The organism is Rhizomicrobium electricum (genome assembly GCF_011762045.1).
Lineage (GTDB): Bacteria > Pseudomonadota > Alphaproteobacteria > Micropepsales > Micropepsaceae > Rhizomicrobium > Rhizomicrobium electricum.
Genome location: NZ_JAASQS010000002.1, coordinates 319,020 through 340,089 on the forward strand (window position 1 = coordinate 319,020; position 21,070 = coordinate 340,089).

General features: G+C 62.1%; 22 protein-coding genes. 14 read left to right on the forward strand and 8 right to left on the reverse strand.

Annotated elements, in window-relative coordinates; all coding sequences use genetic code 11:
* Positions 1-6: 6 nt before the first annotated feature.
* Positions 7-219, reverse strand: a complete 213-nt coding sequence (locus FHS84_RS04545) for a hypothetical protein (RefSeq protein WP_166930865.1) — start codon at positions 217-219, stop codon at positions 7-9.
* Positions 220-368: 149 nt separating this feature from the next.
* Here FHS84_RS04545 and coaBC point away from each other — a divergent pair, with 149 nt between their 5' ends.
* The 4 genes from coaBC (at position 369) to cysK (ending at position 3,500) form a co-directional block, all read left to right on the forward strand.
* Positions 369-1,565, forward strand: coding sequence for a bifunctional phosphopantothenoylcysteine decarboxylase/phosphopantothenate--cysteine ligase CoaBC (gene coaBC, locus FHS84_RS04550; RefSeq protein ID WP_166930867.1), 1,197 nt, complete (start codon positions 369-371; stop codon positions 1,563-1,565).
* Positions 1,562-2,011, forward strand: a complete 450-nt coding sequence (gene dut, locus FHS84_RS04555; RefSeq protein ID WP_166930869.1) for a dUTP diphosphatase — start codon at positions 1,562-1,564, stop codon at positions 2,009-2,011. The genes coaBC and dut overlap by 4 nt, the downstream gene beginning before the upstream one ends.
* 5 nt (positions 2,012-2,016) lie before the next feature.
* The gene (locus FHS84_RS04560) at positions 2,017-2,469 is read left to right on the forward strand and encodes an RrF2 family transcriptional regulator (protein WP_166930871.1); all 453 of its coding nucleotides are present in this window, start codon (positions 2,017-2,019) and stop codon (positions 2,467-2,469) included.
* A gap of 71 nt (positions 2,470-2,540) precedes the next feature.
* On the forward strand, positions 2,541-3,500 hold the full coding sequence (gene cysK / locus FHS84_RS04565; RefSeq protein ID WP_166930873.1) for a cysteine synthase A: 960 nt from the start codon (positions 2,541-2,543) through the stop codon (positions 3,498-3,500).
* A 1-nt stretch (position 3,501) separates the two neighbouring features.
* On the opposite strand, the gene FHS84_RS04570 is transcribed toward cysK, so the two are convergent.
* Together FHS84_RS04570 and FHS84_RS04575 are read right to left on the reverse strand one after the other, a co-directional pair.
* Positions 3,502-3,987 carry a PAS domain-containing protein gene (locus FHS84_RS04570; protein WP_166930875.1) on the reverse strand — a complete coding sequence of 162 codons (486 nt, stop codon included), beginning with the start codon at positions 3,985-3,987 and terminating at the stop codon, positions 3,502-3,504.
* Between the two features lie 186 nt (positions 3,988-4,173).
* Positions 4,174-5,115 (reverse strand): glycerophosphodiester phosphodiesterase family protein, encoded by a 942-nt coding sequence (locus FHS84_RS04575; protein ID WP_166930877.1) that lies wholly within the window; start codon positions 5,113-5,115, stop codon positions 4,174-4,176.
* Between the two features lie 385 nt (positions 5,116-5,500).
* Between FHS84_RS04575 and FHS84_RS04580 the strand changes: the two genes are divergently transcribed.
* Positions 5,501-6,892 carry an MATE family efflux transporter gene (locus FHS84_RS04580; protein WP_166930879.1) on the forward strand — a complete coding sequence of 464 codons (1,392 nt, stop codon included), beginning with the start codon at positions 5,501-5,503 and terminating at the stop codon, positions 6,890-6,892.
* Complete coding sequence (locus tag FHS84_RS04585) at positions 6,892-7,272, forward strand: hypothetical protein (RefSeq protein WP_166930881.1); 381 nt, start codon at positions 6,892-6,894, stop codon at positions 7,270-7,272. The genes FHS84_RS04580 and FHS84_RS04585 overlap by 1 nt, the downstream gene beginning before the upstream one ends.
* Here the strand turns inward: FHS84_RS04585 and ubiB are convergent.
* Complete coding sequence (gene ubiB / locus FHS84_RS04590) at positions 7,269-8,837, reverse strand: 2-polyprenylphenol 6-hydroxylase (protein WP_166930883.1); 1,569 nt, start codon at positions 8,835-8,837, stop codon at positions 7,269-7,271. The genes FHS84_RS04585 and ubiB overlap by 4 nt on opposite strands.
* Positions 8,837-9,604, reverse strand: a complete 768-nt coding sequence (gene ubiE, locus FHS84_RS04595; RefSeq protein ID WP_166930886.1) for a bifunctional demethylmenaquinone methyltransferase/2-methoxy-6-polyprenyl-1,4-benzoquinol methylase UbiE — start codon at positions 9,602-9,604, stop codon at positions 8,837-8,839. Before ubiE ends, ubiB begins: the two co-directional genes overlap by 1 nt.
* A gap of 12 nt (positions 9,605-9,616) precedes the next feature.
* Here ubiE and mutM point away from each other — a divergent pair, with 12 nt between their 5' ends.
* The gene (mutM, locus tag FHS84_RS04600; RefSeq protein ID WP_166930888.1) at positions 9,617-10,486 is read left to right on the forward strand and encodes a bifunctional DNA-formamidopyrimidine glycosylase/DNA-(apurinic or apyrimidinic site) lyase; all 870 of its coding nucleotides are present in this window, start codon (positions 9,617-9,619) and stop codon (positions 10,484-10,486) included.
* 115 nt (positions 10,487-10,601) lie between these two features.
* Here mutM and FHS84_RS04605 read toward each other — a convergent pair whose 3' ends face one another.
* Both FHS84_RS04605 and FHS84_RS04610 read right to left on the reverse strand, forming a co-directional pair.
* Positions 10,602-11,090, reverse strand: coding sequence for an SRPBCC family protein (locus tag FHS84_RS04605; protein ID WP_166930890.1), 489 nt, complete (start codon positions 11,088-11,090; stop codon positions 10,602-10,604).
* Positions 11,083-11,400, reverse strand: a complete 318-nt coding sequence (locus tag FHS84_RS04610) for an ArsR/SmtB family transcription factor (protein WP_243850680.1) — start codon at positions 11,398-11,400, stop codon at positions 11,083-11,085. Before FHS84_RS04610 ends, FHS84_RS04605 begins: the two co-directional genes overlap by 8 nt.
* Before the next feature lie 64 nt (positions 11,401-11,464).
* Between FHS84_RS04610 and arfB the strand changes: the two genes are divergently transcribed.
* From arfB to FHS84_RS04635, 5 genes are all read left to right on the forward strand, one after another.
* The gene (arfB, locus tag FHS84_RS04615) at positions 11,465-11,890 is read left to right on the forward strand and encodes an alternative ribosome rescue aminoacyl-tRNA hydrolase ArfB (RefSeq protein ID WP_166930894.1); all 426 of its coding nucleotides are present in this window, start codon (positions 11,465-11,467) and stop codon (positions 11,888-11,890) included.
* Positions 11,891-12,040: 150 nt separating this feature from the next.
* On the forward strand, positions 12,041-12,307 hold the full coding sequence (rpsT, locus tag FHS84_RS04620; protein WP_166930896.1) for a 30S ribosomal protein S20: 267 nt from the start codon (positions 12,041-12,043) through the stop codon (positions 12,305-12,307).
* Between the two features lie 475 nt (positions 12,308-12,782).
* The gene (locus FHS84_RS04625) at positions 12,783-13,220 is read left to right on the forward strand and encodes a rhodanese-like domain-containing protein (RefSeq protein ID WP_166930898.1); all 438 of its coding nucleotides are present in this window, start codon (positions 12,783-12,785) and stop codon (positions 13,218-13,220) included.
* A 159-nt stretch (positions 13,221-13,379) separates the two neighbouring features.
* Entirely contained in the window at positions 13,380-14,822 is a 1,443-nt protein-coding gene (gene dnaA / locus FHS84_RS04630) for a chromosomal replication initiator protein DnaA (protein WP_166930900.1), read from the forward strand.
* A 205-nt stretch (positions 14,823-15,027) separates the two neighbouring features.
* A complete protein-coding gene (locus tag FHS84_RS04635) occupies positions 15,028-15,309 on the forward strand; it encodes a hypothetical protein (protein ID WP_166930902.1) in 282 nt (93 codons plus the stop codon).
* Positions 15,310-15,972: 663 nt separating this feature from the next.
* On the opposite strand, the gene FHS84_RS04640 is transcribed toward FHS84_RS04635, so the two are convergent.
* Positions 15,973-17,862 (reverse strand): helicase HerA domain-containing protein, encoded by a 1,890-nt coding sequence (locus FHS84_RS04640; RefSeq protein WP_166930904.1) that lies wholly within the window; start codon positions 17,860-17,862, stop codon positions 15,973-15,975.
* Positions 17,863-18,470: 608 nt separating this feature from the next.
* Between FHS84_RS04640 and dnaN the strand changes: the two genes are divergently transcribed.
* A complete protein-coding gene (dnaN, locus tag FHS84_RS04645) occupies positions 18,471-19,592 on the forward strand; it encodes a DNA polymerase III subunit beta (protein WP_166930906.1) in 1,122 nt (373 codons plus the stop codon).
* A 225-nt stretch (positions 19,593-19,817) separates the two neighbouring features.
* The gene (locus tag FHS84_RS04650) at positions 19,818-21,068 is read left to right on the forward strand and encodes a DNA replication/repair protein RecF (RefSeq protein ID WP_166930908.1); all 1,251 of its coding nucleotides are present in this window, start codon (positions 19,818-19,820) and stop codon (positions 21,066-21,068) included.
* Positions 21,069-21,070 lie beyond the last annotated feature (2 nt).

The following is a 21,070-nucleotide window of genomic DNA, read 5'->3' on the forward strand; positions in this document are numbered from 1 at the left end:
CCGGAACTATTGAATGGATGGATCGGCGTCGGGATCCAAGCCGTGCGACAGCACGTCATCCACGAGAATCGAAAGCGCAAACCAGAACTGGGCCCGGTCGTGAAAGCCTTCGACGTCGAGGGTCCGGTAAGCGCGTTGCGCGTAATCGCGCGCCAAAAAGCCGTGTTCGGCGGCTAGTTCACCGGCTAGATGGCAAAGCTCGGAAGCGGAAATGGCCATGGAGAGCCCCTTCTCGCGGACGTTGCCGATTCCAGCACGGGCAGGTAAGCAGGTGGTTAAGGAACCGCCCGGAAAATACTGGAAACTACACAGACGGGTCGTTATATTTAAATAACCCGATCATAGTTTCGGGTTTTGGGACATCTATTATGGCCAGTATCCTTCTGATCATTGGCGGCGGGATCGCTGCCTACAAAAGCCTCGACCTCATCCGGCGCGCCAAGGAGCGCGGCATCGACTCGCGCGTGATCATCACCAAGGCGGGCACGGAATTCGTGACGCCGATGACCGTTTCGGCGCTATCGGGCCACAAAGCCCATACCGACATGTTCGATCTCGGCAGCGAATCCGAGATGGGGCACATCCAGCTGACGCGGGTGGTCGATCTGGTGGTGGTCGCGCCGGCGACGGCAAACTTGATCGCTCAGGCGGCAAATGGGCTGGCGAGCGATTTTGCTTCCACGGCCCTGCTCGCGACCGACAAGCCGGTGCTGATGGCTCCTGCGATGAACGTGCGGATGTGGCAGCACGTGGCCACACAGCGCAACGTCGCGCGTCTGCGCGAAGACGGCGTGCATTTCGTCGGCCCGAACGACGGCGCGATGGCGTGCAACGAATACGGGCCCGGACGCATGGCCGAGCCGCATGAAATTCTCGCAGCCATCGAAGCGCTGATTTCCGGTCCGCAGCCGCTGAAAGGCATGAAGGCACTGGTAACGGCCGGACCCACCCACGAACCGCTCGATCCCGTGCGTTTCCTCGGCAACCGCTCTTCCGGCAAACAGGGCTATGCCATTGCCGCTGCACTCACCAAGGCCGGAGCCGAAACGACGTTGATTTCCGGACCTGTGTCGCTCGATCCGCCGGCCGGCGTAAATCTCGTCAAAGTCGAAACCGCACGCGACATGCTGGCGGCGACCGAAACTGCGCTTCCCGCCGATATCGCGGTGTTTACGGCCGCCGTCGCGGATTGGCGTCCGGAAGACGTCGCCGACAGCAAAATCAAAAAAACTTCGGGTGCGCCGGCCGCCATCCGACTGGCCACCAATCCCGATATTCTCGCCACGGTCTCCCACGCCGGACGGCGCCCGCGCCTGGTGATCGGCTTCGCCGCCGAGACGAACGATGTGGTGGCTCAGGCCACCCAGAAGCGCGCGAAGAAAGATTGCGACTGGATCGTCGCCAACGAGGTCGGCGGTGCGGTGGCGGACGGCGTGTTCGGCGCCGATCGCAACCAGGTTCATATCATCGACGCCGCCGGCCACGAGGAGTGGCCCGAAATGGATAAAAACGAAATCGCGTCGCGGCTGGTGGCGCGCATCGTCAAAACTCTGGAACACGCATGAAACTCGCCATTCTCCGCCTGCCCCACGCCGCCGATCTGCCGCTGCCGACCTATGCCACCGAAGGCTCCGCAGGTCTCGATCTGCTGGCGGCCGTCGATGCCGAGATCGTACTCCAGCCTCGCGAACGCAAGCTGGTGCCGACCGGACTCTCCATCGCCCTGCCGCTCGGCTACGAGGCCCAAGTGCGACCGCGCTCGGGGCTTGCCCTCAAACACGGCATCACGCTCATCAATTCGCCCGGCACGATCGACAGCGACTACCGCGGCGAAATCAAATGCCCGATGATCAATCACGGCGACGAGCCATTCCGCATTACGCGCGGGATGAAGATCGCCCAGATGATTATTGCCCGCCACGAGATCGCCGAGCTCGAAGAAGTTTCCGAACTTCCCGCGAGCGAACGCGGCGCGGGCGGCTTCGGGTCCACCGGAACACATCGTCGGTAACAACCATGCTCAAACTTTCCCGTAAAACCCTCCTTGCCCTCGAAGCGGTGATCGACATCGCCTTCAACGCAAGACCCGAGCCCGTTCAGGCCAAGGAAATCACCGCCCGCCAAGGTGTGCCGCAACGCTATCTCGAACAGGTGATGCAGCAGCTCGTGCGCGCCGGCATCCTGAAAGGCGTTCGCGGTCCGCGGGGCGGCTATCGCCTCGCCAAGGAGCGGCGGCGCATTTCGGTCGGCGATATCGTACGGGCCGCGGAACTCGCAGAGGACGAGACCGTCGAGGACGCTCAGCCACGTTCCGAACTGGGCGCGCGGATCGTGACGCCATTCATCCAATCGCTGCAGGACGAGTTGATGGCACGATTGGAAGCCATAACCGTTGAAGACCTGTGTCAGAAGGCTCGAGCCGCCGGTGTCAGTGCCGACGACCACACCACTGCCGATTTCACGATTTAGGGTAGTCGCGCTTCTTTTCCGATAACCGGTGCCCACTTATCGGGAAGCGCTCCGAAAAAAGGGACATTGCCATGACGGATCGTAAGCCCGGCCGCGGCCGGATATTCAATTCGATCACCGAAACCATCGGCGATACGCCGCTGGTGCGTCTCGCGCGCCTGCCGGCCGAAGCCGGAGTCAAAGCCGACATCCTTCTTAAGCTCGAGTTCTTCAATCCGCTGGCGTCGGTCAAGGACCGCATCGGCGTTTCGATGATCGAGACCCTCGAACGCCAGGGCAAGATCACGCCCGGCAAGACCGTTCTCGTCGAGCCGACCAGCGGCAACACCGGTATCGCCCTCGCCTTCGTCGCCGCCGCCAAGGGCTATCACCTCAAACTGGTGATGCCAGAGTCGATGTCGATCGAGCGGCGCAAGATGCTGGCGTTCCTCGGCGCAGAGATCGTGCTGACGGAAGCATCCAAAGGGATGAAGGGCGCGATTGCCAAGGCGCAAGAACTGGTAGCGGCAAATCCCGACGCGATGATGCCGCAACAATTCGAAAATCCCGCCAATCCCGACATCCACCGGCGCACCACCGCCGAGGAAATCTGGAACGACACCGAAGGCAAGGTCGACGTGGTAATCTCGGGCGTCGGCACCGGCGGCACCATCACCGGCATCGGCCAAGTGCTTAAGGCGAAAAAGCCTGGCGTCAAAATGGTCGCCGTCGAACCGGAGGACTCGCCGGTGCTGTCCGGCGGTCAGCCCGGCCCGCACAAAATTCAGGGGCTCGGCGCCGGTTTCATTCCGGCCATCCTCGACCGCAGCATCATCGACGAGGTCGTGACGATTTCCAACGAAACGGCTTTCGAAACCTCGCGCAAGCTGGCGAGAAGCGAAGGCATTCCGGTCGGCATTTCCTCCGGTGCGGCGCTGGCGGCCGCGCTGGAAGTGGGCGCACGGCCCGATATGGCGGGAAAAACCATCATCGTCATCATTCCATCGTTCGCCGAACGCTATCTGTCGACGGCGCTGTTCGAGGGAGTGTGAGTCAGAAGTAGAATGCGAAGGCGAGCGCCCAGCGGTCTTGGCCGTTGGGCGCCACCACCGGCAACGTCAGAAGCTCCAGACGGAGCACTTCGATGTCACCGGTGCGATGGACGACCTCGGCCAATCGCGGTTCGCCGCGTCCGATCACGTCTTTGAGCGCCGCAAGGCGCACATTGAAATCCTCGGGCACGAATATCTGCGAAAGCTTCAAGCCGGTAATATCGCGCCCAAACCGCATCCGCAGCCCGGTGCCGGCAAGATGCACGACGGCATCGCTGCCATCTTTCAGCGGCGTATAAACCACCACATGACTGAGCAAACGGGCGATCGCGCGCGAAGGCACGTCGCGTCCGATCCTGATGCCGTCCTGTGGGCGCCGCGCCCAGAAACGCAATGCGGTCGTTGCATCGGGATGCGTCAGCGTATCGATCGCCCGGTATTCGGACTCGGTGTTCTCGTTCTCGATCCAGCGGGCAAGCGTATCCATGAGGGGCTGCAGGTCCTGATAGCCTCGCGAAGCTACCGGGGGCGCCTCACCCGTCCGTTAACAAATACGGGCCGTTTTCTGACAGGCGTGGTGAAACCAAGGCATTGCGTGTAGTACGTACGAACCGGTTGCACGCGCTGCGCGACCGCATGGCGGCATCTCGCGCAACAATAGGCCGTTTTCCCGCTACGAGGTAAGTGTTGCCATCAGCAGGTCTGGACGGTCGGTGTAGATTGCATCCAAACCACAACCGGCAAGGCGCACCATTTCGGCCGGCTCGTTCACCGTCCAGGTTGCAAGCTTCAGCCCGAGTTCGCGCGCCGCATTCACGTTCTGCGGCGTGATATCCACCCACATCGGATCCCAACCGTCGCCACCCGCTGCCTTGATCGCCTTCAAGATGGAGCCTTCGTACGTGATGGCATCGAAGCCCGCCGCCCACGGCGAGATGCCTTCCTGCGCCCAATAGCGCAGCATCTGCAACGCCGGTTCCGACGGCGGATCGCTTTCCGGCAACGGCGTACCCGGCTCAAACCAGCTTTGCGGCATGGTCGTGAACCAGCATTCGATCTCCGGCGCCAGTTTCTTGGCCGCGATCAGCGCCGCCCAGTCGAATCCTACGAAAATCGTATGATCGAGATAGTGTTGCTCCTTGAGCACCGCGATCGTCTTTTCCGCCAACTCCTGCGGATCGGCGGACTCGTCGCGATTGGCGAACGAGGTCTTCAGTTCGACGATCAGGTGGAAAGCCCGGCGCGCCGTCTTGGCAACCGCGACCACTTCCGACAGCAGCGGCACGGATTCTTCGTCCTGCCAATGCACACCGGGATGCTTGCGCGCGTATTCGCTTCCGGGACGGGCGCTGCCGACATCGAATTGGCGCAACTCGTCGAGGGTCAAGTCCTTGATGCGCGGGCCGGGCTCCTTGATCCAGAACCCGTGGATGTCGCGACAATGTTCGGGTTTCAGGCGCCAGTCGTGATAAACGACGACTTCGCCGTCAGCCGAGAGCTGAACGTCGAGTTCGGCCCCGTCGCAACCGCGCCAAACCGAATCCGCAAAGGCGGACAGAGTGTTCTCCGGCCGAAGTTGTGCCCCCCCACGATGGGCGATGTTCCACGGTGCCATGGCGTCATCCCAACCAATTGATTCATCTTACAGGGAACCAGTGCATCGACAAAGCGTTGCCGGTCGATTCGCGGGCCGGAGCCATCACGCTTTGTTGCCGCTTTGCACCGGCCGCGCCGGAAGTCGCCTGGGGTGAGTTGACTTCCCAAGATGCCCGTCGTAGGTGCCCCTGTCCCAAGCACGGAGGATTGGCCTTCGTGCAGGCACAGCGAGTCGGCAAAGAATGACCCCGTCGTTCCGCATTCATGCCCCGAAGCGCGGCGTAATCGCCGTCGCGGCTCGCGAGATGCGTCTCGGATAGACCAATCGAAAACGGTTTAGCCCGACCCTCCCGAGCCCAGGCTTCGGGGGAGTTGTTTCTATCTGTCGTTTTCCGAGAAGTGTCATGTCCGAATACACCGAAACCAACGATATCCGCCCCCTCACCTCGCCCTGGGTCATAGAAGCGCGCGAGCTGATGAAACTCGCCATGCCACTGGTGGCTACCCAGCTTGCCCAGATGGCTATCCTGACCACCGACGTCATCATGCTCGGCCGCCTGTCGAAAGAAGCGCTGGCCGGTGCCGCGCTGGGCAACACCATCTTCTATTTCGCCTGGCTGTTCGGGATGGGCCCGACGGCGGCGATCTCGCCGATGATCGCGCACATTCTGGGCGCACGCCGCCGCGATCGCGCCAATGTGCGCGCGGTCGTCCGCATGGGCTTTTGGGTCACGATCCTCATCAGCATACCGCTGACGACGTTCTTGATGTTCGCGGAACCGATCCTCGTCTTGCTGCACCAGCAGCCCTCGCTGGCGGCGGCAGCGGCACAGTTTGTGCGCCCATTGAGCGTCGGACTGGTGTTTTCGCTCGGCTTCCAGGTCCTGCGCAGCTACGTGACGGCGCTGGAGCGGCCGCAGGCGTCGCTATGGGTGATGCTGATCACGATCATCTTCAACGGCCTGGCGGACTACGCCCTGATCTTCGGTCATTTCGGCTTCCCGAAGCTCGGGCTGCTCGGCTCGGGCATCGCCAGCGCGTGTTCCTACACGTTTAGCTGTCTCGCCATGGTCGCGGTGGTACTCGCCTCGCGCGATCTCAGCGAATACCGCATCTTCCGCCGCTTCTTCCGGCCGGACTGGCAGAAGTTCGCCGAACTGTTCCGCCTCGGTATGCCGATCGGCATGACCATGCTGTTCGAGGCCGCGCTGTTCAACGCCGCGACGCTGGTGATGGGGACCTTCGGGACCGTCACCGTGGCGGCGCATCAGGTTGCCATCAACGTTCCCTCGATCACCTTCATGGTGCCGCTCGGCATCGGGCTGGCGGCGACGGTTCGAGTCGGTCTGGCGGCCGGTGCCGCGGACATGGTTGGCGCCCGCCGGGCCGGCTTCACCGCACTCGGTATCGGGGCCGGATTCATGTCGGCCATGGCTGTGGTTTTGGCAGTCTTCCCGCACCAGATCGCCGCCCTTTATTTCGCCGAGAGCGCCGACAATGCGGACGTCATGGCGCTGTGTGCCCGATTCCTCCAGATCGCGGCAGCGTTCCAGATTTTCGACGGTATCCAGGTGGTCGCCTCGTTAAGCTTGAGGGGTCTCAAGGACGCCCGCATGCCGATGTGGATCGCCGGCGCGGCCTACTGGCTGATCGGCTTTCCGCTCTGCCTGGGACTGGGCGTCGGCCTGGGCTGGCAGGGCTTCGGGGTGTGGACCGGCCTTGCTTTTGCCTTAATGACAGCGGCACTCTTATTGAGTTGGCGGTTCGTCTCGCTGACCCGCCAGCGGAGGAAATGATGCTCGTTAGGGCACTGCTTGGCTTGGCAGTTTTCACCGGCGCGGCGCTGGCATTTCCGGCCGCCATTCATGACGATCCTGCCGGCGGCGGATCCTCGGTTCCCGAACTCAAGCGCGGCGCGTCACTCGATGTCGCCTGCCCCAAAGTCGAACAGGTCGAAGCCGACGCGGTCCGGGTGGTGATGTATCCGGGGCGGGACGATACCTCGTCGGGCGTGGCCGGCGTGCTGGTAACGGAACGGACGATCGCTCCCGGTGTCGTGCATGTCCGCCTGCCGGACATTCCCGATCTCAGGGATCACGTGGTGTGGGTCAAGGTGATCTATTCCGGTGCGGGCGGCAATCACTTCTGCGACGCCGGCCGGATCCGGCTGACCTAAAACAATCTCCAGATCACCGCGCCGATACCGGCCGCGGCAGCGACCAGCCATAACGACAAACGGGAAAAACGCGTGTGCTGCAGCTGCGCCGCGGCGATTTCCTTCGCCGTTTCCGGATGCAATCTGAGGCCGCCTTCCGCCAGCATCAACGAGATGGCTTGCGTATTGCGCACGAAATCCGGCAGTTCGCGGAGCGCCGCCCCCAACGCCTTCAGCCCTTCGCCCGCCTCGCGCAACTGCTTCTGCGGCGAAAGCTGATCGCGCATCCAGGCTTCCACCACCGGACGGGCGGCTTCCCACATGTCGAATTCGGGATCGAGATGGCGCGCGACGCCTTCCACCACCACCATCGTTTTCTGCAGCAGCAGCAACTGCGGCTGGGCCTGCATCTCGAAGCGGCGCGTGGTGTCGAACAACTGCTGCAGCACCTTGGCCATGCTCATGTCGCGTGCGGGACGGCCGAAGATCGGTTCCCCGACGGCCCGGAGCGCCTGGGCAAAGGTAGCGAGCGGGAAATGCCGCGGCACGAATCCGGCCTCGAAGTGTACCTGCGCCACCCGGACGTAATCGCGGGCCAGGAATCCGGCGAGGGTCTCGGCCATGAAGCGGCGCATACCGGCGTCGAGCCGTCCCATGATGCCGAAATCGACAGCCACCAGCCGCCCCTCAGCATCGACGAACAGATTGCCGGGATGCATGTCGGCATGGAAAAAGCCCTCGCGCAGCGCCTGCGTGAGGAAAGTACGCATCAGGATCAGCGCGATCTCTCTGGGATCGTGACCGGCGGCCTTGAGGCGTTCGATATCGCGCACCGGTATGCCGTCGATCCATTCGGTCGTGAGTACGCGGCCGGAGGTGCGGTTCCAGTCGACGGCGGGAATGCGGAAATGCTCGTCGCCCGCCATACGCTCCGACAATTCCGAAGCCGCCGCCGCTTCCATACGAAGATCGAGTTCGAGCGCCGTGGCTTCCGCCAGCGTCCGCACCAGAGCGGTCGCCCGCAAGCGCCGTGCCTCGGATGAGAACCGTTCGGCGAGATGCGCGGCATAGGCCAGCGTATCCATGTCGCGCGAGAATTCTTCCTCAATGCCGGGCCGCAGCACCTTTACGGCAACGCGTCGCGCCGGCGTGTCACTGGTTTCGGCCGAATGCACCTGCGCGATCGAAGCGGCCGCCACCGGCTCTCCGAGCGACGTAAACATGCTTTCGACCGGCCGTCCGAACTCGGCAGCGATCACGGCGCGCGCAGCAGCGGAGGGAAACGGCGGCAACCTGTCCTGTAGGCCTTCCAGCTCCAGCGCCACGTCGCTGCCGACGATATCGGGCCGGGTTGCCAGCACCTGCCCCAGCTTGACGTGCGCCGGTCCCAGGCTTTCGAGGGCCCGCGCCAGCCGTCCGCCGGGCGACGTGCCGTCCTGGACGCGGCCGCTGCCCAATACCCGGCGCAGGAAGCGCACGCGTGGCGACATCAGCGTCATGTACTCGGCCGGGAACAGCGCATCGTGACGGGCCAGCGTGCGGGCCATCTTCCAGACGCGCCAGAGATTGGTCAGCCGCCCCGCCATCAGATCTTCCAGGCCGAATGCATGGCGGCAATCCCGCCGGAGAGATTGCGGATGGTCACGTGCGAAAGCCCCGCCTCTTCGATCATGCGGCCGAACTTGGCCTGCGGCGGGAACCGGCGGATGCTTTCGATCAGATATTGATAAGCCTCGCGATCGCCCGCCACCACTTCGCCCAGCTTGGGCAAGATGTGAAACGAAAACTTGTCGTAGAGCACGTCGAGCCCCGGCACGACGACCTGCGAGAATTCGAGGCATAGGAACCGCCCGCCCGGCTTCAGCACCCGCCGCGCCTCTTCCAGCGCCTTGTCGATGCGGGTCACATTCCGGATGCCGAAGGCGATGGTGTAGGTGTCGAAGCTGTTGTCGGGCAACGGCAGCGCCTGGGCATCGCCTGCAACCCAGCCGATCGATTTTTCGCCTAGCACCTCGGCGCGCTTGACGCCTTCCGCCAGCATGTCCGGATTGATGTCGCAAACGGTGATATCGGCGGCGCGGCCCTTGCGCTTCGTCGACTTGGCGATACGGAACGCGATGTCGCCGGTACCGCCGGCCACGTCGAGGCACTTGAAGCTCGGCTGTGGGTTCAGCCAGTCGACCATGGCGTCCTTCCACAGCCGGTGGACCCCGCCACTCATCAGGTCGTTCATCAGGTCGTAATTGCGGGCGACCGACGAGAACACGCCGCGCACCAGCTTTTCCTTTTCATTGGCTGGGACGTCGCGGAAACCGAAAGAGGCGGTATGCTGGGAAGAGGATTCTGTAGACATGGCCTTAGTCTAATGCCCGAACTCCCAGAAGTCGAAACCGTCCGTATGGGACTTGCGCCCGTTCTGGAAGGTCGCCGGTTAACGAAGGTCGAGACCCGGCGCGGGGGCCTGCGCGTGCCCTTCCCGCGCGATTTCGCCAAGCGGTTAACGGGAAAGCGCGTGAAAACGCTGCGGCGCCGGGCCAAATACCTTTTGGCCGAACTCGACAACGGCGAGACGCTGGTGATCCATCTCGGTATGAGCGGCCGCATGGCGGTCTATGCCGAAGGCGGGGTCAAGAAGCTCGGCCAATACGTCTACGATGCCGCACCTGCGGGCGCCGGTTCCGGCAAGCACGACCATGTGGTGTTCGAGACCGATGCACCGGCGCGTATCGTCTTCACCGATCCGCGACGCTTCGGGCTGATGACCCTGGTTGCGACCGAGACCCTGGACGACGACAAATTGTTCGAAGGCCTCGGCGTCGAACCGTTGTCGAACCATTTTCATGCCGACTATCTGGCGGCCGTCCTTGAGGGCAAGAAGACTCCGATCAAGTCCGCACTGCTCGACCAGCGTGTGATCGCCGGGATCGGCAATATCTACGCCTGCGAAGCGCTGTTCCGGGCCCGCATCTCGCCGAAGCGGCTGGCGGGAAAAGTGCGCGCGGCAGAAATCCCGGTTCTCGCCGATGCCATCAAGACGGTGCTGACGGAAGCCATCGCGGCAGGCGGCTCGTCCTTGCGCGATTACCGGCAGGCCGACGGCAATCTCGGCAACTTCCAGCACCGGTTCCAGGTCTACGACCGCGAAGGCGAGCCCTGCCCGTCATGCCAAGGCACGGTCAAGCGCATCGTCCAGGCCGGCCGCAGTACCTTCTACTGCCCGAAATGCCAGAAGTGACGGTTCCATAAAAGAACAGGCCGCCCTCGGGAACGAGAAGCGACCTGCTCGACAGCTACGGTGATATTTTAGAAGTGGGCATCAGCCCCGGCTCTTTCAAGCCCCTGACAGCACTTTAATGCGCCGCCGCTTTGGCGCGCATTTCGTCCATCTTAGTCGCTTCGCTGGCCGGGACCGGCAACGGCGCGCCGGTTTCGAGCAGCGTCTTCAAGCTCGACAGGATTTTCGGCCAGCCGCCGGAAACGGAACCTAACAGCTTCGATCGTTCCTTATCGATAGAATGGGTCACCGTGAGCTTGGTGAGTTCGCCGTTTGCCTCGATCTCCATGACGCAACGTGAAAACCCTTCCTGCTTCATCTCGGGAATGAGTTCGTGACGCCATTTGAGAACCAGCCGCCGCGGCGGATCGGCTTCCAGAACCTCGCCGGCATCGGCGATCTTGCCGTCTTGGAACTTCAGGGTCCAAGGCGCGCCTTTCTCCCAGGAGCATTCCTGGGTCATGCCGAACCAATACTGGCGGACGAACGTCGGATCGGTCAGCGCCTGCCACAACTTTTCGGGCGTGGTGCGGATATAGGTGACGTAGATGAACTGCTCAGTCATCGCTGTTCCCTTCGAGTTTGGTTTTCAGATCGTGAAGCGCCTGCACCCGATGGCGCTCGTATTTGCCGATCCACCGCTCGGCGATCTCGTTGATGGGAACGGGATTGAGGAAGTGCAGTTTTTCACGCCCGTGCCACTGCACGACGACGAGATTTGCCGCCTCAAGCTGCGACAGATGCTTGGCCACTGCCTGGCGCGACATCTCCATGCCGTCGCAAAGGCTCGCCAGCGTCTGCCCGTTCCGGGCCTGGAGCCGGTCCAGAAGCTGCCGCCGCGACGGGTCGGCCAATGCCTTGAAGACCGCATCCATGCTCATGGGAGAGACGATAGGCAACCATTTGGTTGCATGTCAAGCCGCCGCGCTAAAATCAACCATGCCTGAGATTCGCATCACGCCCGAGATCGCCATCGACGAACGCGAGTTGGAGGAAAGCTTCGTGCTCGCCTCCGGCCCCGGCGGCCAGAACGTCAACAAGGTTTCGAGCGCGGTGCAGCTTCGCTTCAACGTCGCCCTCAGCCTGTCCCTGCCCGAGCCGGTGCGCTTCCGCCTGATGTCGACCCTCAAAAGCCGCCTCACCAAGGACGGGGCTTTGGTGCTGGTGGGCCGCAAATTCCGCGACCAGAACCGCAACCGGGAGGATGTTCGCGCCCGCCTCGTCGAACTGATCCTGGCCGCTACGGTCGAGCCTAAGAAGCGCTACAAGACCAAACCCTCCCGCGGCGCCAAGGAGGAACGGCTGCAACACAAGAAGAAGCATTCCGACCTGAAACGGAACCGCGGCCGGGTCCGGGACGAGTAACCATCCGGGCGCCAGCCCCTCCCGGATAGCGGCCAGCCGGACACGGGCGGCCAACGGCGGAAAAAAGCCGCGGCCCCAGGGGCTGCCGAACATTGACCCGCGCCCGCCCACGGGCTATACGCCCCGCCTCTTTAGGGAAGTAACCGACCAATGCCGAATATCGCGTCAGCCAAGAAGCGCACCCGGACCACCGCCAAACGTGAGGCCATCAACCACTCGCGCAAGACCCGCATCCGCGGTTATGTGCGGAAGGTCGAGGAAGCCATTGCTTCCGGCGACGCCAAGGCTGCCCAGGAGGCCCTCAAGGCCGCTGAGCCGGAAATCATGCGCGGCGTCTCCAAGGGCGTTGTCCACAAGAATACCGGTTCCCGGAAGGTTTCTCGCCTCTCCAAGCGGGTCGCCAAGCTGGCGAAGTGATCGCCATCGCTTGACTCTTGCAGAATTTGTGAAAACGGGTCCAAGATTGTTTTGGGCCCGTTTTTATTTGTCCGTGCGCTGACGAACACTCCAAAACGCCGCAGTGCACCGCAGCATGACAGTTTCGATTCGGTAAGCTACTGATTCGCCGAAATTAACCACGACGATTAGATTTTCAGTATAAAGAACATACAGTTAGGAATAGGGCCAGCATCATCGATTCGTCATAGAATCTTTTATGTTCTCGCTATGTCCCCTTGCCCGCCCCCAGGGTTTTTGCTTAAGGTTATCCACGGTGGAGGCACGAGATAACAACAATGCCTAGAAAAAAGAAAATACAGAGAAGGGCGTTGTGTGCATCTCGAAGTCCAGATGTGACGACTTCGCAGTAAAACCAAGTAAAAACCAAAACTGAATACTTAAAGCGACGGGATCCTTCCGATCGCGCGAGGACGTTTCTTCGGACTGTACGAATATGGCCACTTCCCTTCCCTCCAGCTATGCAGGTGACGTCAGCGTCACGGAAGCATGGTCAGCGCTCCAGGCGGACGCGCGGGCCCAGCTGGTGGACGTGCGCACGACGGCAGAGTGGACCTTCGTCGGACTGCCGGACCTCTCCCCCGTGGGACGCCGGGTGCATTGCATCGAATGGGTGTCGTTTCCGCGGATGGATTCGAACACAGGTTTCTTGGCTGCGCTCACCGCCGCGTTAGGACCTGCGCAAGACATCGCCATCTACTTCCTGTGCCGTTCGGGCGCGCGGTCGCGTGCCGCCGCGATTGCAGCGACGGCCGCAGGCTACACGAACAGCTACAACATCGCGGGCGGGTTCGAGGGCGATCTCGACGCCGAACACCACCGCGGCAAGAACAATGGATGGAAGGCGGCAGGCCTTCCGTGGGTGCAGTCATAAAAGATCAAGGGAGGATGCCATGCGAAAGGTGATGGCGCCGCGGGGTCGGCGCCCAGGAGGCAACTAGACCGGGCCGCGGAAGGGTCCGGGGGGTTCGAACAACAAACATTTGGCACGCAATAACAGAACAGCGTGCCGGGTATTAGCGGGTGTGGGATTATGGGACAGTCGACAAACAAGCCGGCCACGAAGGATTGGCAGACCCTTTGGGTACGGGTGCGCGAACGTCTTCGCAAGGAACTCGGTGATCCGATCTTCGATGCGTGGATCGCGCCTTTGACCCTGGAGAACTGGGACAAGGACGACCTCAAGATCGGCGCCGCCAAGCCGTTCGTGCGCAATTGGGTGGCCAACCACTACATCGCCCGGATCGAACGCGCCTTCCGTGCCGAGAACGCCGAACCCGCCTCGATCGCCATCGTCGTCGCCTCGGCGCCGTCGCAGATCGCGCCGCTGGTGTCGAAGGAACCGGTCCACATCACGCCCCAGCCGGTCATTCCGCCCTCGAACGTCTCCTATATGCCGCACGTCGGCCCGGAAGGTGCCAACAGCCAGGGACAGGGCCTATGGAGCCGCATGCTGCATCCGCAGCAGACCTTCGACTCCTTCATTCCCGGCCAGGACAACGAGTTCGGCCACAGCGCCGCGCGCGCCTTCGCCGAAGGCCGTTCGGGCGACCTCACCATCCTCTACATCCATGGCGGCTTCGGCTACGGCAAGACCCACCTGCTCAACGCCGCCGCCCTGGAGTTCAGGAAGCGCGCCAAGAAGGTGCTGTTCCTCAGGGCCGAAGACTTCATGCGCCACTTCCTCGGCGCCCTCTATCGGAAGGACACGCTCAACTTCAAGGAAGAGCTGCGCTCCGCCGACGTGCTCATCATCGACGACCTGCAGCACATCTGCCGCTCGGCCGCGACCGCCTCGGAGTTCCTTTATACGGTCAACGCCCTCGCCGACCTGCGCCGCAAGGTGGTGATCGCCGCCGACCGCGCGCCCGCCGCCCTCGAAGGCCTTGGCGCCGACATCAAGAGCCGCATCTCCGGCGGCCTCGTGCTGCAACTCGCCAAGCCCGACCGCGACACGCGGCTTGATATCCTCAAGCACCGCGCCGCCGAGTTCGGACGCCTGCGTCCCGGCGTGGCCATTCCGGAAGACGTGCTCGAGCGCATCGCCGACATCGAAGACGCCAGCCCTCGCGAACTGATCGCGATCTTCACCAAGCTCGCGACCTATGCCGACCTCACCAAGAAGCCGGTCACGGCGGAGATGGCCGAGGAAGCCGTCGGCCTGCGTTCGACCGGCACCAAGAAGACCTCGATCGAGGACATCCAGCGCAAGACCGCCGAGTACTACAAACTCGACGTGCGCGATTTCCATTCGCCGCAACGCGCCCGCCGCGTCGCGCGCCCGCGCCAGGTGGCGATGTACCTCGCCCGCATCCTGACGACGCGCTCGCTGCCGGAAATCGGACGGCGCTTCGGCGGCCGCGATCACACCACGGTGCTGCACGCCTGCCGCCGCGTCGAAGCGCTGTGCCAAGAGGACAAGGAGTTCAAGACCGAAGTCGAATTCCTCCGCAGCGTGCTGACGCGTCCGGTCTAGCCCGCATAGGACCCGAAGTTCATTTCAGGCCGGCGTAGCAGCCGGGAGGGGAAACGAATTTCCGGGCGCCCGGCGCCGCCCTTCGGGGCTATGCCGCGGTAAACCGCCCGCTTCTCACACCGAGAGGCGGGCGGTTTTCTTTTGCGCCCTGCCGCCGGCGGGGATTAGTCTGCCCGCCGGGGATTGAATCCGGGGGATTTTCCGAATGCTGAAATCGATCGTCTGCGCCGGCGCTGTCGTGCTGGCGCTGAGCCCGCTTGCCTTTGCCGCCGACACCACGGCCACCAACAGCGACATCGCCACCTGCCGCATGCGCTACGAGCGCGTGCAGGAGAAGGTCGACCGCGTCATCGCCAAGTACGGCGCCGACAGCGGCCACGGCATGAAGGCGCGCGAAAAACTCACCGAGGTCCACGAGTGGTGCTGGCGCCGCTACAAGGGCTGGTGGGACGAAAACGCAAAGACTTGGCGCACCGATCACTGGTGAGCGTGCCGCCGGTTTGCGTTTTCGCGGGCCCCTAAGGTAAAGGCCCGCATCCCTGCGGGCCCGAAGCTACGGCAGGCCGGCGGGTCCGTTGTCACGCGGACGCCGACGTCGGCACCTTTGCCTCTGATAGATTGGTGGGGTGCAGGACCCATGCGTGGCCGCACTCAGGATGAGAGGTGGGAACCGCTCGCCGCCGCTTCAAGCCCCGCCCGCGACGGCGCGCACGATTTAATGTGCGAGATGGAGGTATTCCAGGACGCAACACGCGCTGCGCTGCAAGAGAGCACGCGGAGACGCGGAGGCGCGGCGACCTTCTTTTCTGCCCCCCGTCGTTCACGGGGGGAAGTGGATCGGCGCGTCAGCGCCGAGACGAGGGGGCCTTCTCGCCACAAGATGAGCAGCTCTGTTGCGAATACCCATAGAAACTAATTCGGAGTGGAATTCAGCGCTTCGCTCGCTTTCGCCTTCTCATCATCGTAAGCGCGGCGCATCAGTATTGGCCGCTCGCTCCGCAATGCTTTTCCATACGCCAAACACTCTAAGAAGCGGAGATTTGGAATCATCTTCACATGCGCGGGGCTGAACACACTTTCCAGGAACGTCAAACTTGTTTGATCAACCAAACTATGGGCGAAGAACGTATTGCACTGAGACAAAATAGTCTTACTCACAAGCGCGGTCCGCTGGCTGACGATCAGAAGACCAACCCCATATTTTCCGTCCTTGCAGGGCGATTTGACCGATCCGGCTAACAACCCATTGAGTGTCGAAATCAAATCCTGCGCCATGCGTTTCCGGAATAATTGTATGCGCCTCTTCGAGAACAATTAGAATTTGGCGCGCCTTTCTATGCCTGCGCGCCCACATCATAATTGACGATAGATAAAGCTCCGTTAGGCGCAATGTAGCTTTGGTATTAGCAATTTCTCCCAATTCAAGTATGGCGAGACGATCATCTTCTTTCACAAGAAAATCTGAGATCTGCTGCTCCACCTCACCTTTTATCGAACTAATAGCTTCCTTCAGGATTCTCTTTTCTTGACCAGCTCCGTACGCGCCTGTCTCTGCTTCGAATAGTTTCTTTTCCAAATCGGCGACTTGATCTTCAGTCGGGGTTGGGCTGGTCGGATGCAAATCAGCAAGCCGTGCTTTGTACTCACCCGTAAAATCGACGCAAAAAACTTTTGTATTCCTCGACACCGCCTCTCGAACGATGTCGAGCGCGAGTTCTGTCTTTCCTGTGCCTGTGACACCAAGAACTGCCGTATGGTATTCGACCAGATGGTTCAGATCTGCAACAACACTGATGTTCGTGGACGGAACATCCCCCACCAGAAACTCTGATGGATTCAAATGGGGTCGTAAAAACTCGCATTTCTTGGCCCAAAACAATGGCGAGTTCATCGAGGGCACCCATGGGAATTTCACAAACCCTTTTTCTGGCGAATAGCTGCCGAGTTGAGCCGCTCGGATAATGCATGTTCCTCGTGGATTTTGATCAAAGCTCTCCTCTGCCGTTTCAGCATCAATGATCTGATAAAAAATATCCTGCTGACGAATAGATGCAAATACGACATCACCCTCAGACAAAGGAGAGTCACTGGCAATCTCAAATCGGATAATGCCTATATTTGAATTCTCTACGGTAAACCCCACAAGTTCCGCTCCGGGAGACCCGCTTAGCTTTTCAATGAACTGAGCTGCTAGCTCTGCATCATGCGACGCCCTAACCCGACCGACGGGCAGAGTCTTTGTCGGATCGGCGGTAGCAATACACAGCCCAGTTCCAATAACTTCTGCGCCTTGTATCTGGCGAAAAAGAGCTAACGTGTAGCGAACCTCCCCATCGCACACTCCAGCTATATAGAGTGTTCCGGAATTCCATGCCGCCCCCTTAGCTAGCTTCACTCTCACGATGTTTGGATAATCAATTCGTTCAATGGTTCCAACGTCTGGGGCACTAACCTTATCTTCTCGTGCTTTTGTTAACGCAGCGAATATCGATGCAAAGCGTTCCACCGGCTTTGCAGTCAAAAAGATGACCCAAAGCGTCAGCAGTATTCCCATAGAGACGGGTGCATCTTGATACGAACCAATTATCGATATGATCGCTGGCGGCGTGTAGAGAACTTCACCTTTTCCCAGAACCGTCGAAGTCCGGAATGCAGCGAGCGCGATTGGACTGCCAGGCCGATCATCATGGAGTACTAGCGCAACCACCGCACAGATGGATGCAACGCCGGTATAAGCAATGCAGATGTAGCGCAGTAAATCCAGGTAAGGGCCAACGTTCCGAACGCCGCCTAGATCGAGAGTCACGAGAATCGCGGAAGCGCCCACCGCATTAGCCAATGCATCGCGTGGTGGCGCGAACCAAGGAGAAGAAACTAACCTGAAGAAGAGATACGCAATTGCACTCAAGAGCCAGACGCTCTCCAAACCACCTGTCGGAAGGAACCGACCACTCGTTAATGCAAATGCCAACCACAGCAGTACCATGTCGGCGAACAAGCATAACACGCGTGATTTGAGCGAGTTGACGAGATTATCCATTGCTCCCCCCTGCTAATCGCAACAGCGTAGGCATTTGTTGTGGGTGACACCAGCAGACGGAGTCTGATGCGCAATTCTGTCGCCATCACTCGAGTACTTAAGCGTGTGCGAGGGCAGAAAGGGTCGTCGCGAATTTCAGCACCGTGTTTTGTGGCGACACCCCCTCACCCGCCGTCCTTCGCTCGCGCTGCGGACGTCGACGGTCGTACGCTGACGCTACTCCACCCCCGGAAGTGGGGGCGAGGTGATGGTGTGCGAAATGATGGGCGGCGATCCAGATGGCGGCACCCCCTCACCCGCCGTCCTTCGCTCGCGCTGCGGACGTCGACCTCTCCCCCGGAAGTGGGGGCGAGGTCAGGTGCCCTAACCCCCTGCACCCGCTAGCGTTCTAGGCCTCCGCCTGCTATTGTTTCGCACTTGAGTCTGGCGGATTCCACCTCAAGGAAATCAAGGACTTACCGGCGTCTTTTGGCGGCGGAATGGTTCGATGACAGTTTCGGTGCGGGCGCGGGCGCGGCGGGGGCCGCTGGCGAGGCGCTTCACATCAGGTGAGAGTCACTTCGGGAGGCCCCGCAGGTCGGGGCGTCCCCTATCAGGGTGCGGCAGTCATGAAGATCAACGTCGAACGCGGAGCCTTCCTCAAGGCGCTGAGCCACGTCCAGAGCGTCGTCGAACGGCGCAACACCATCCCAATTCTCTCGAACGTCATGGTCGAAGCGGCCAAGGGCCAGGTGAAGCTCACCGCCACCGATCTCGACATCGAAATCGTCGAGGCGCTGCCCGCCGACGTGCTGCGCAACGGCGCCGCCACCGCGCCCGCTCACATGCTCTACGACATCGTGCGCAAGCTGCCCGACGGGGCGCAAGTGCAGGTCGAACTGCTCGCCGGCGACAGCGGGCGGCTGCAGGTCTCGGCCGGCACGGTGCGGTTCGAACTCGCCTGCCTGCCCAAAGAAGACTTCCCGCAGATGGCCGCCGGCGCGCTGCCGCACCGCTTCCGCCTCGCCGCCGACGACTTGAAGCGCCTGATCGACAAGACGCGCTTCGCCATCTCCACCGAAGAGACGCGGTTCTATCTCAACGGCATCTACGTCCACGCCGCCAAGGAGGAGAAGGCCGCCACGCTGCGCGCCGTCGCCACCGACGGCCATCGCCTCGCCCGCTTCGAACTCGAACTGCCGGAAGGCGCCAGCGACATGCCGGGCGTGATTGTGCCGCGCAAGACCGTCGCCGAGCTGCGCCGCCTCTTGGACGACGCCGACGGCGCCATCGAGATCGCGCTTAGCGACACCAAGATCCAGTTCGCCTTCAACGGCGTCGATCTCACCTCGAAGCTGATCGACGGCACCTTCCCCGATTACCAGCGCGTCATTCCCTCCGGCAACGACAAGGCCCTCAGCCTCGAAGCCAAGGAATTCGGCCTCGCGGTCGATCGCGTGTCGACCATCTCCGCCGACAAGACCCGCGCGGTGAAGCTCGGCATCGCCAAGGACAAGGTCACGCTGACCGTGGTCAATCCGGAAAGCGGCACGGCGACGGAAGAACTGGCGGCCAACTACTCGGCCACCCCGATCGAGATCGGCTTCAACGCCAAGTACGTGCTCGACATCACCGGCCAGGTCGAAGGCAAGTCGGTGCGGTTCCTTCTGTCGGACGCGGGCTCGCCCACCGTGATCGAGGACCCGGACGACCTGCGCACGCTCTACGTCCTCATGCCCATGCGGGTGTGAGGACCTGCTTCCCCGCATGTCATCCCCGGCTGAGCAAGCGAAGCGCAGCGAGGGGAAGGGGACCCAGGTGTCAGAGCAGCACGGTGTTGAAGAACAGGTTCCGGCCCATTCTTTTGGAGCCTTCTTGGCGCTTGGACCTGGGTCCCCTTCCCCTCTCCTGCGCCGCCTTCGGCTATGCAGGATCGGCCGGGGATGACACAGTTTGTGATTGCGGACAGATCTTGAATGGAAACTGAGCGTCAGCCTGAGACGGGAGCGGAGCCGAAGCGCGACGTCCGTCTCGCCGTGACGCGAATCCAGCTCACCAATTTCCGCTCCTATGCCAGCGCCGAGCTGGTGGTCAGCGGCCGTCCCGTCGTGCTGGCGGGACCGAACGGCGCCGGCAAAACCAATGTGCTCGACGCCATCTCGCTGCTCGCGCCCGGACGCGGCCTGCGCGGCGCCAAACTCTCCGAACACATCCGCAGAGGACCGCAGTTGTGCGCCCAGGCGAAGTGTGAAGCGGTTCGCCGTCCGGGCGCACAACCAATAGAAAAGCTGCCGTCGGAAGCGTTGTGGGCGGTGGCCGCGACGGTCACGCGCGGCGGCGAGACCTATGAAATCGGCACCGGCCTGTCGATCGGCCCCGGCGGCGGCGAGCGGCGTCAGGTGCGGCTCAACGGCGTGCCGGCCTCCTCCAGCGCCGATCTCGGCGACGTCGTGCAAATGACCTGGCTGACGCCCGCCATGGACCGGCTGTTCTCGGAAGGCGCTTCGGGCCGCCGCCGTTTCGTCGACCGGCTGGTGCTCGGCTTCGATCCCGCCCACGGCCGCCGCGCGGTGCGCTACGAAACGGCGATGCGCGAGCGCGCAAAACTGCTCAAATACGGCCCGCGCGATCCGATGTGGCTCGATGGCCTCGAAAGGGAAATGGCGGAAGCCGGTGCGGCCCTGGCGCAGGCCCGCAGCGAGACCGTGGCGCGGCTCAACGCCATGCTGGCCGAACGCGGCGAAGCCGGCGCCTTCCCGCAGGCGCAACTGGCGATGGAGGGCGAGACCGATGCGCTGGTGGCCGAAGCCGGCGCCGACGCCGAAAACGCCTTGCGCGACGCCTTCGCCCGCGCCCGCATCGCCGATGCCGAGAGCGGCCACACCACCAAAGGCCCGCAGCGCTCCGATCTCGCCGTCCGCCATGTCGTCAAGCGCGCCGATGCCCGCGAATGCTCCACCGGCGAGCAGAAAGCGCTGCTGGTGTCCATCATCCTGGCCGACGCTTGGGAGCTTTCCCGCCGCCGCGACGGCAAGGCGCCGCTGCTGCTTTTGGACGAAGTCGCAGCCCATCTCGACGGCCGCAGAAGGGCCGCATTATTCGCGGAAATCCTGAGCCTCGGCGCCCAGGCGTGGATGACCGGTACGGACTTGAATTTATTCAATAATTTAGAGGGCCGCGCGGACGTTTTCATAGTGGACAACGGCCGGTTTACGGTCCAGGAATAGCT

Coding starts and splice junctions, on each gene's coding strand:
- FHS84_RS04625 (WP_166930898.1), top strand. CDS start 12,783: ATGGCCACTTCCCTTCCCTCCAGCTATGCAGGTGACGTCAGCGTCACG.
- FHS84_RS04585 (WP_166930881.1), top strand. CDS start 6,892: ATGCTCGTTAGGGCACTGCTTGGCTTGGCAGTTTTCACCGGCGCGGCG.
- rpsT (WP_166930896.1), top strand. CDS start 12,041: ATGCCGAATATCGCGTCAGCCAAGAAGCGCACCCGGACCACCGCCAAA.
- cysK (WP_166930873.1), top strand. CDS start 2,541: ATGACGGATCGTAAGCCCGGCCGCGGCCGGATATTCAATTCGATCACC.
- arfB (WP_166930894.1), top strand. CDS start 11,465: ATGCCTGAGATTCGCATCACGCCCGAGATCGCCATCGACGAACGCGAG.
- FHS84_RS04560 (WP_166930871.1), top strand. CDS start 2,017: ATGCTCAAACTTTCCCGTAAAACCCTCCTTGCCCTCGAAGCGGTGATC.
- dnaA (WP_166930900.1), top strand. CDS start 13,380: ATGGGACAGTCGACAAACAAGCCGGCCACGAAGGATTGGCAGACCCTT.
- FHS84_RS04635 (WP_166930902.1), top strand. CDS start 15,028: ATGCTGAAATCGATCGTCTGCGCCGGCGCTGTCGTGCTGGCGCTGAGC.
- FHS84_RS04575 (WP_166930877.1), bottom strand. CDS start 5,115: ATGGCACCGTGGAACATCGCCCATCGTGGGGGGGCACAACTTCGGCCG.
- FHS84_RS04640 (WP_166930904.1), bottom strand. CDS start 17,862: ATGGATAATCTCGTCAACTCGCTCAAATCACGCGTGTTATGCTTGTTC.
- FHS84_RS04545 (WP_166930865.1), bottom strand. CDS start 219: ATGGCCATTTCCGCTTCCGAGCTTTGCCATCTAGCCGGTGAACTAGCC.
- FHS84_RS04605 (WP_166930890.1), bottom strand. CDS start 11,090: ATGACTGAGCAGTTCATCTACGTCACCTATATCCGCACCACGCCCGAA.
- FHS84_RS04650 (WP_166930908.1), top strand. CDS start 19,818: ATGGAAACTGAGCGTCAGCCTGAGACGGGAGCGGAGCCGAAGCGCGAC.
- coaBC (WP_166930867.1), top strand. CDS start 369: ATGGCCAGTATCCTTCTGATCATTGGCGGCGGGATCGCTGCCTACAAA.
- dut (WP_166930869.1), top strand. CDS start 1,562: ATGAAACTCGCCATTCTCCGCCTGCCCCACGCCGCCGATCTGCCGCTG.
- FHS84_RS04610 (WP_243850680.1), bottom strand. CDS start 11,400: ATGGATGCGGTCTTCAAGGCATTGGCCGACCCGTCGCGGCGGCAGCTT.
- FHS84_RS04580 (WP_166930879.1), top strand. CDS start 5,501: ATGTCCGAATACACCGAAACCAACGATATCCGCCCCCTCACCTCGCCC.
- ubiE (WP_166930886.1), bottom strand. CDS start 9,604: ATGTCTACAGAATCCTCTTCCCAGCATACCGCCTCTTTCGGTTTCCGC.
- dnaN (WP_166930906.1), top strand. CDS start 18,471: ATGAAGATCAACGTCGAACGCGGAGCCTTCCTCAAGGCGCTGAGCCAC.
- ubiB (WP_166930883.1), bottom strand. CDS start 8,837: ATGGCGGGGCGGCTGACCAATCTCTGGCGCGTCTGGAAGATGGCCCGC.
- FHS84_RS04570 (WP_166930875.1), bottom strand. CDS start 3,987: ATGGATACGCTTGCCCGCTGGATCGAGAACGAGAACACCGAGTCCGAA.
- mutM (WP_166930888.1), top strand. CDS start 9,617: ATGCCCGAACTCCCAGAAGTCGAAACCGTCCGTATGGGACTTGCGCCC.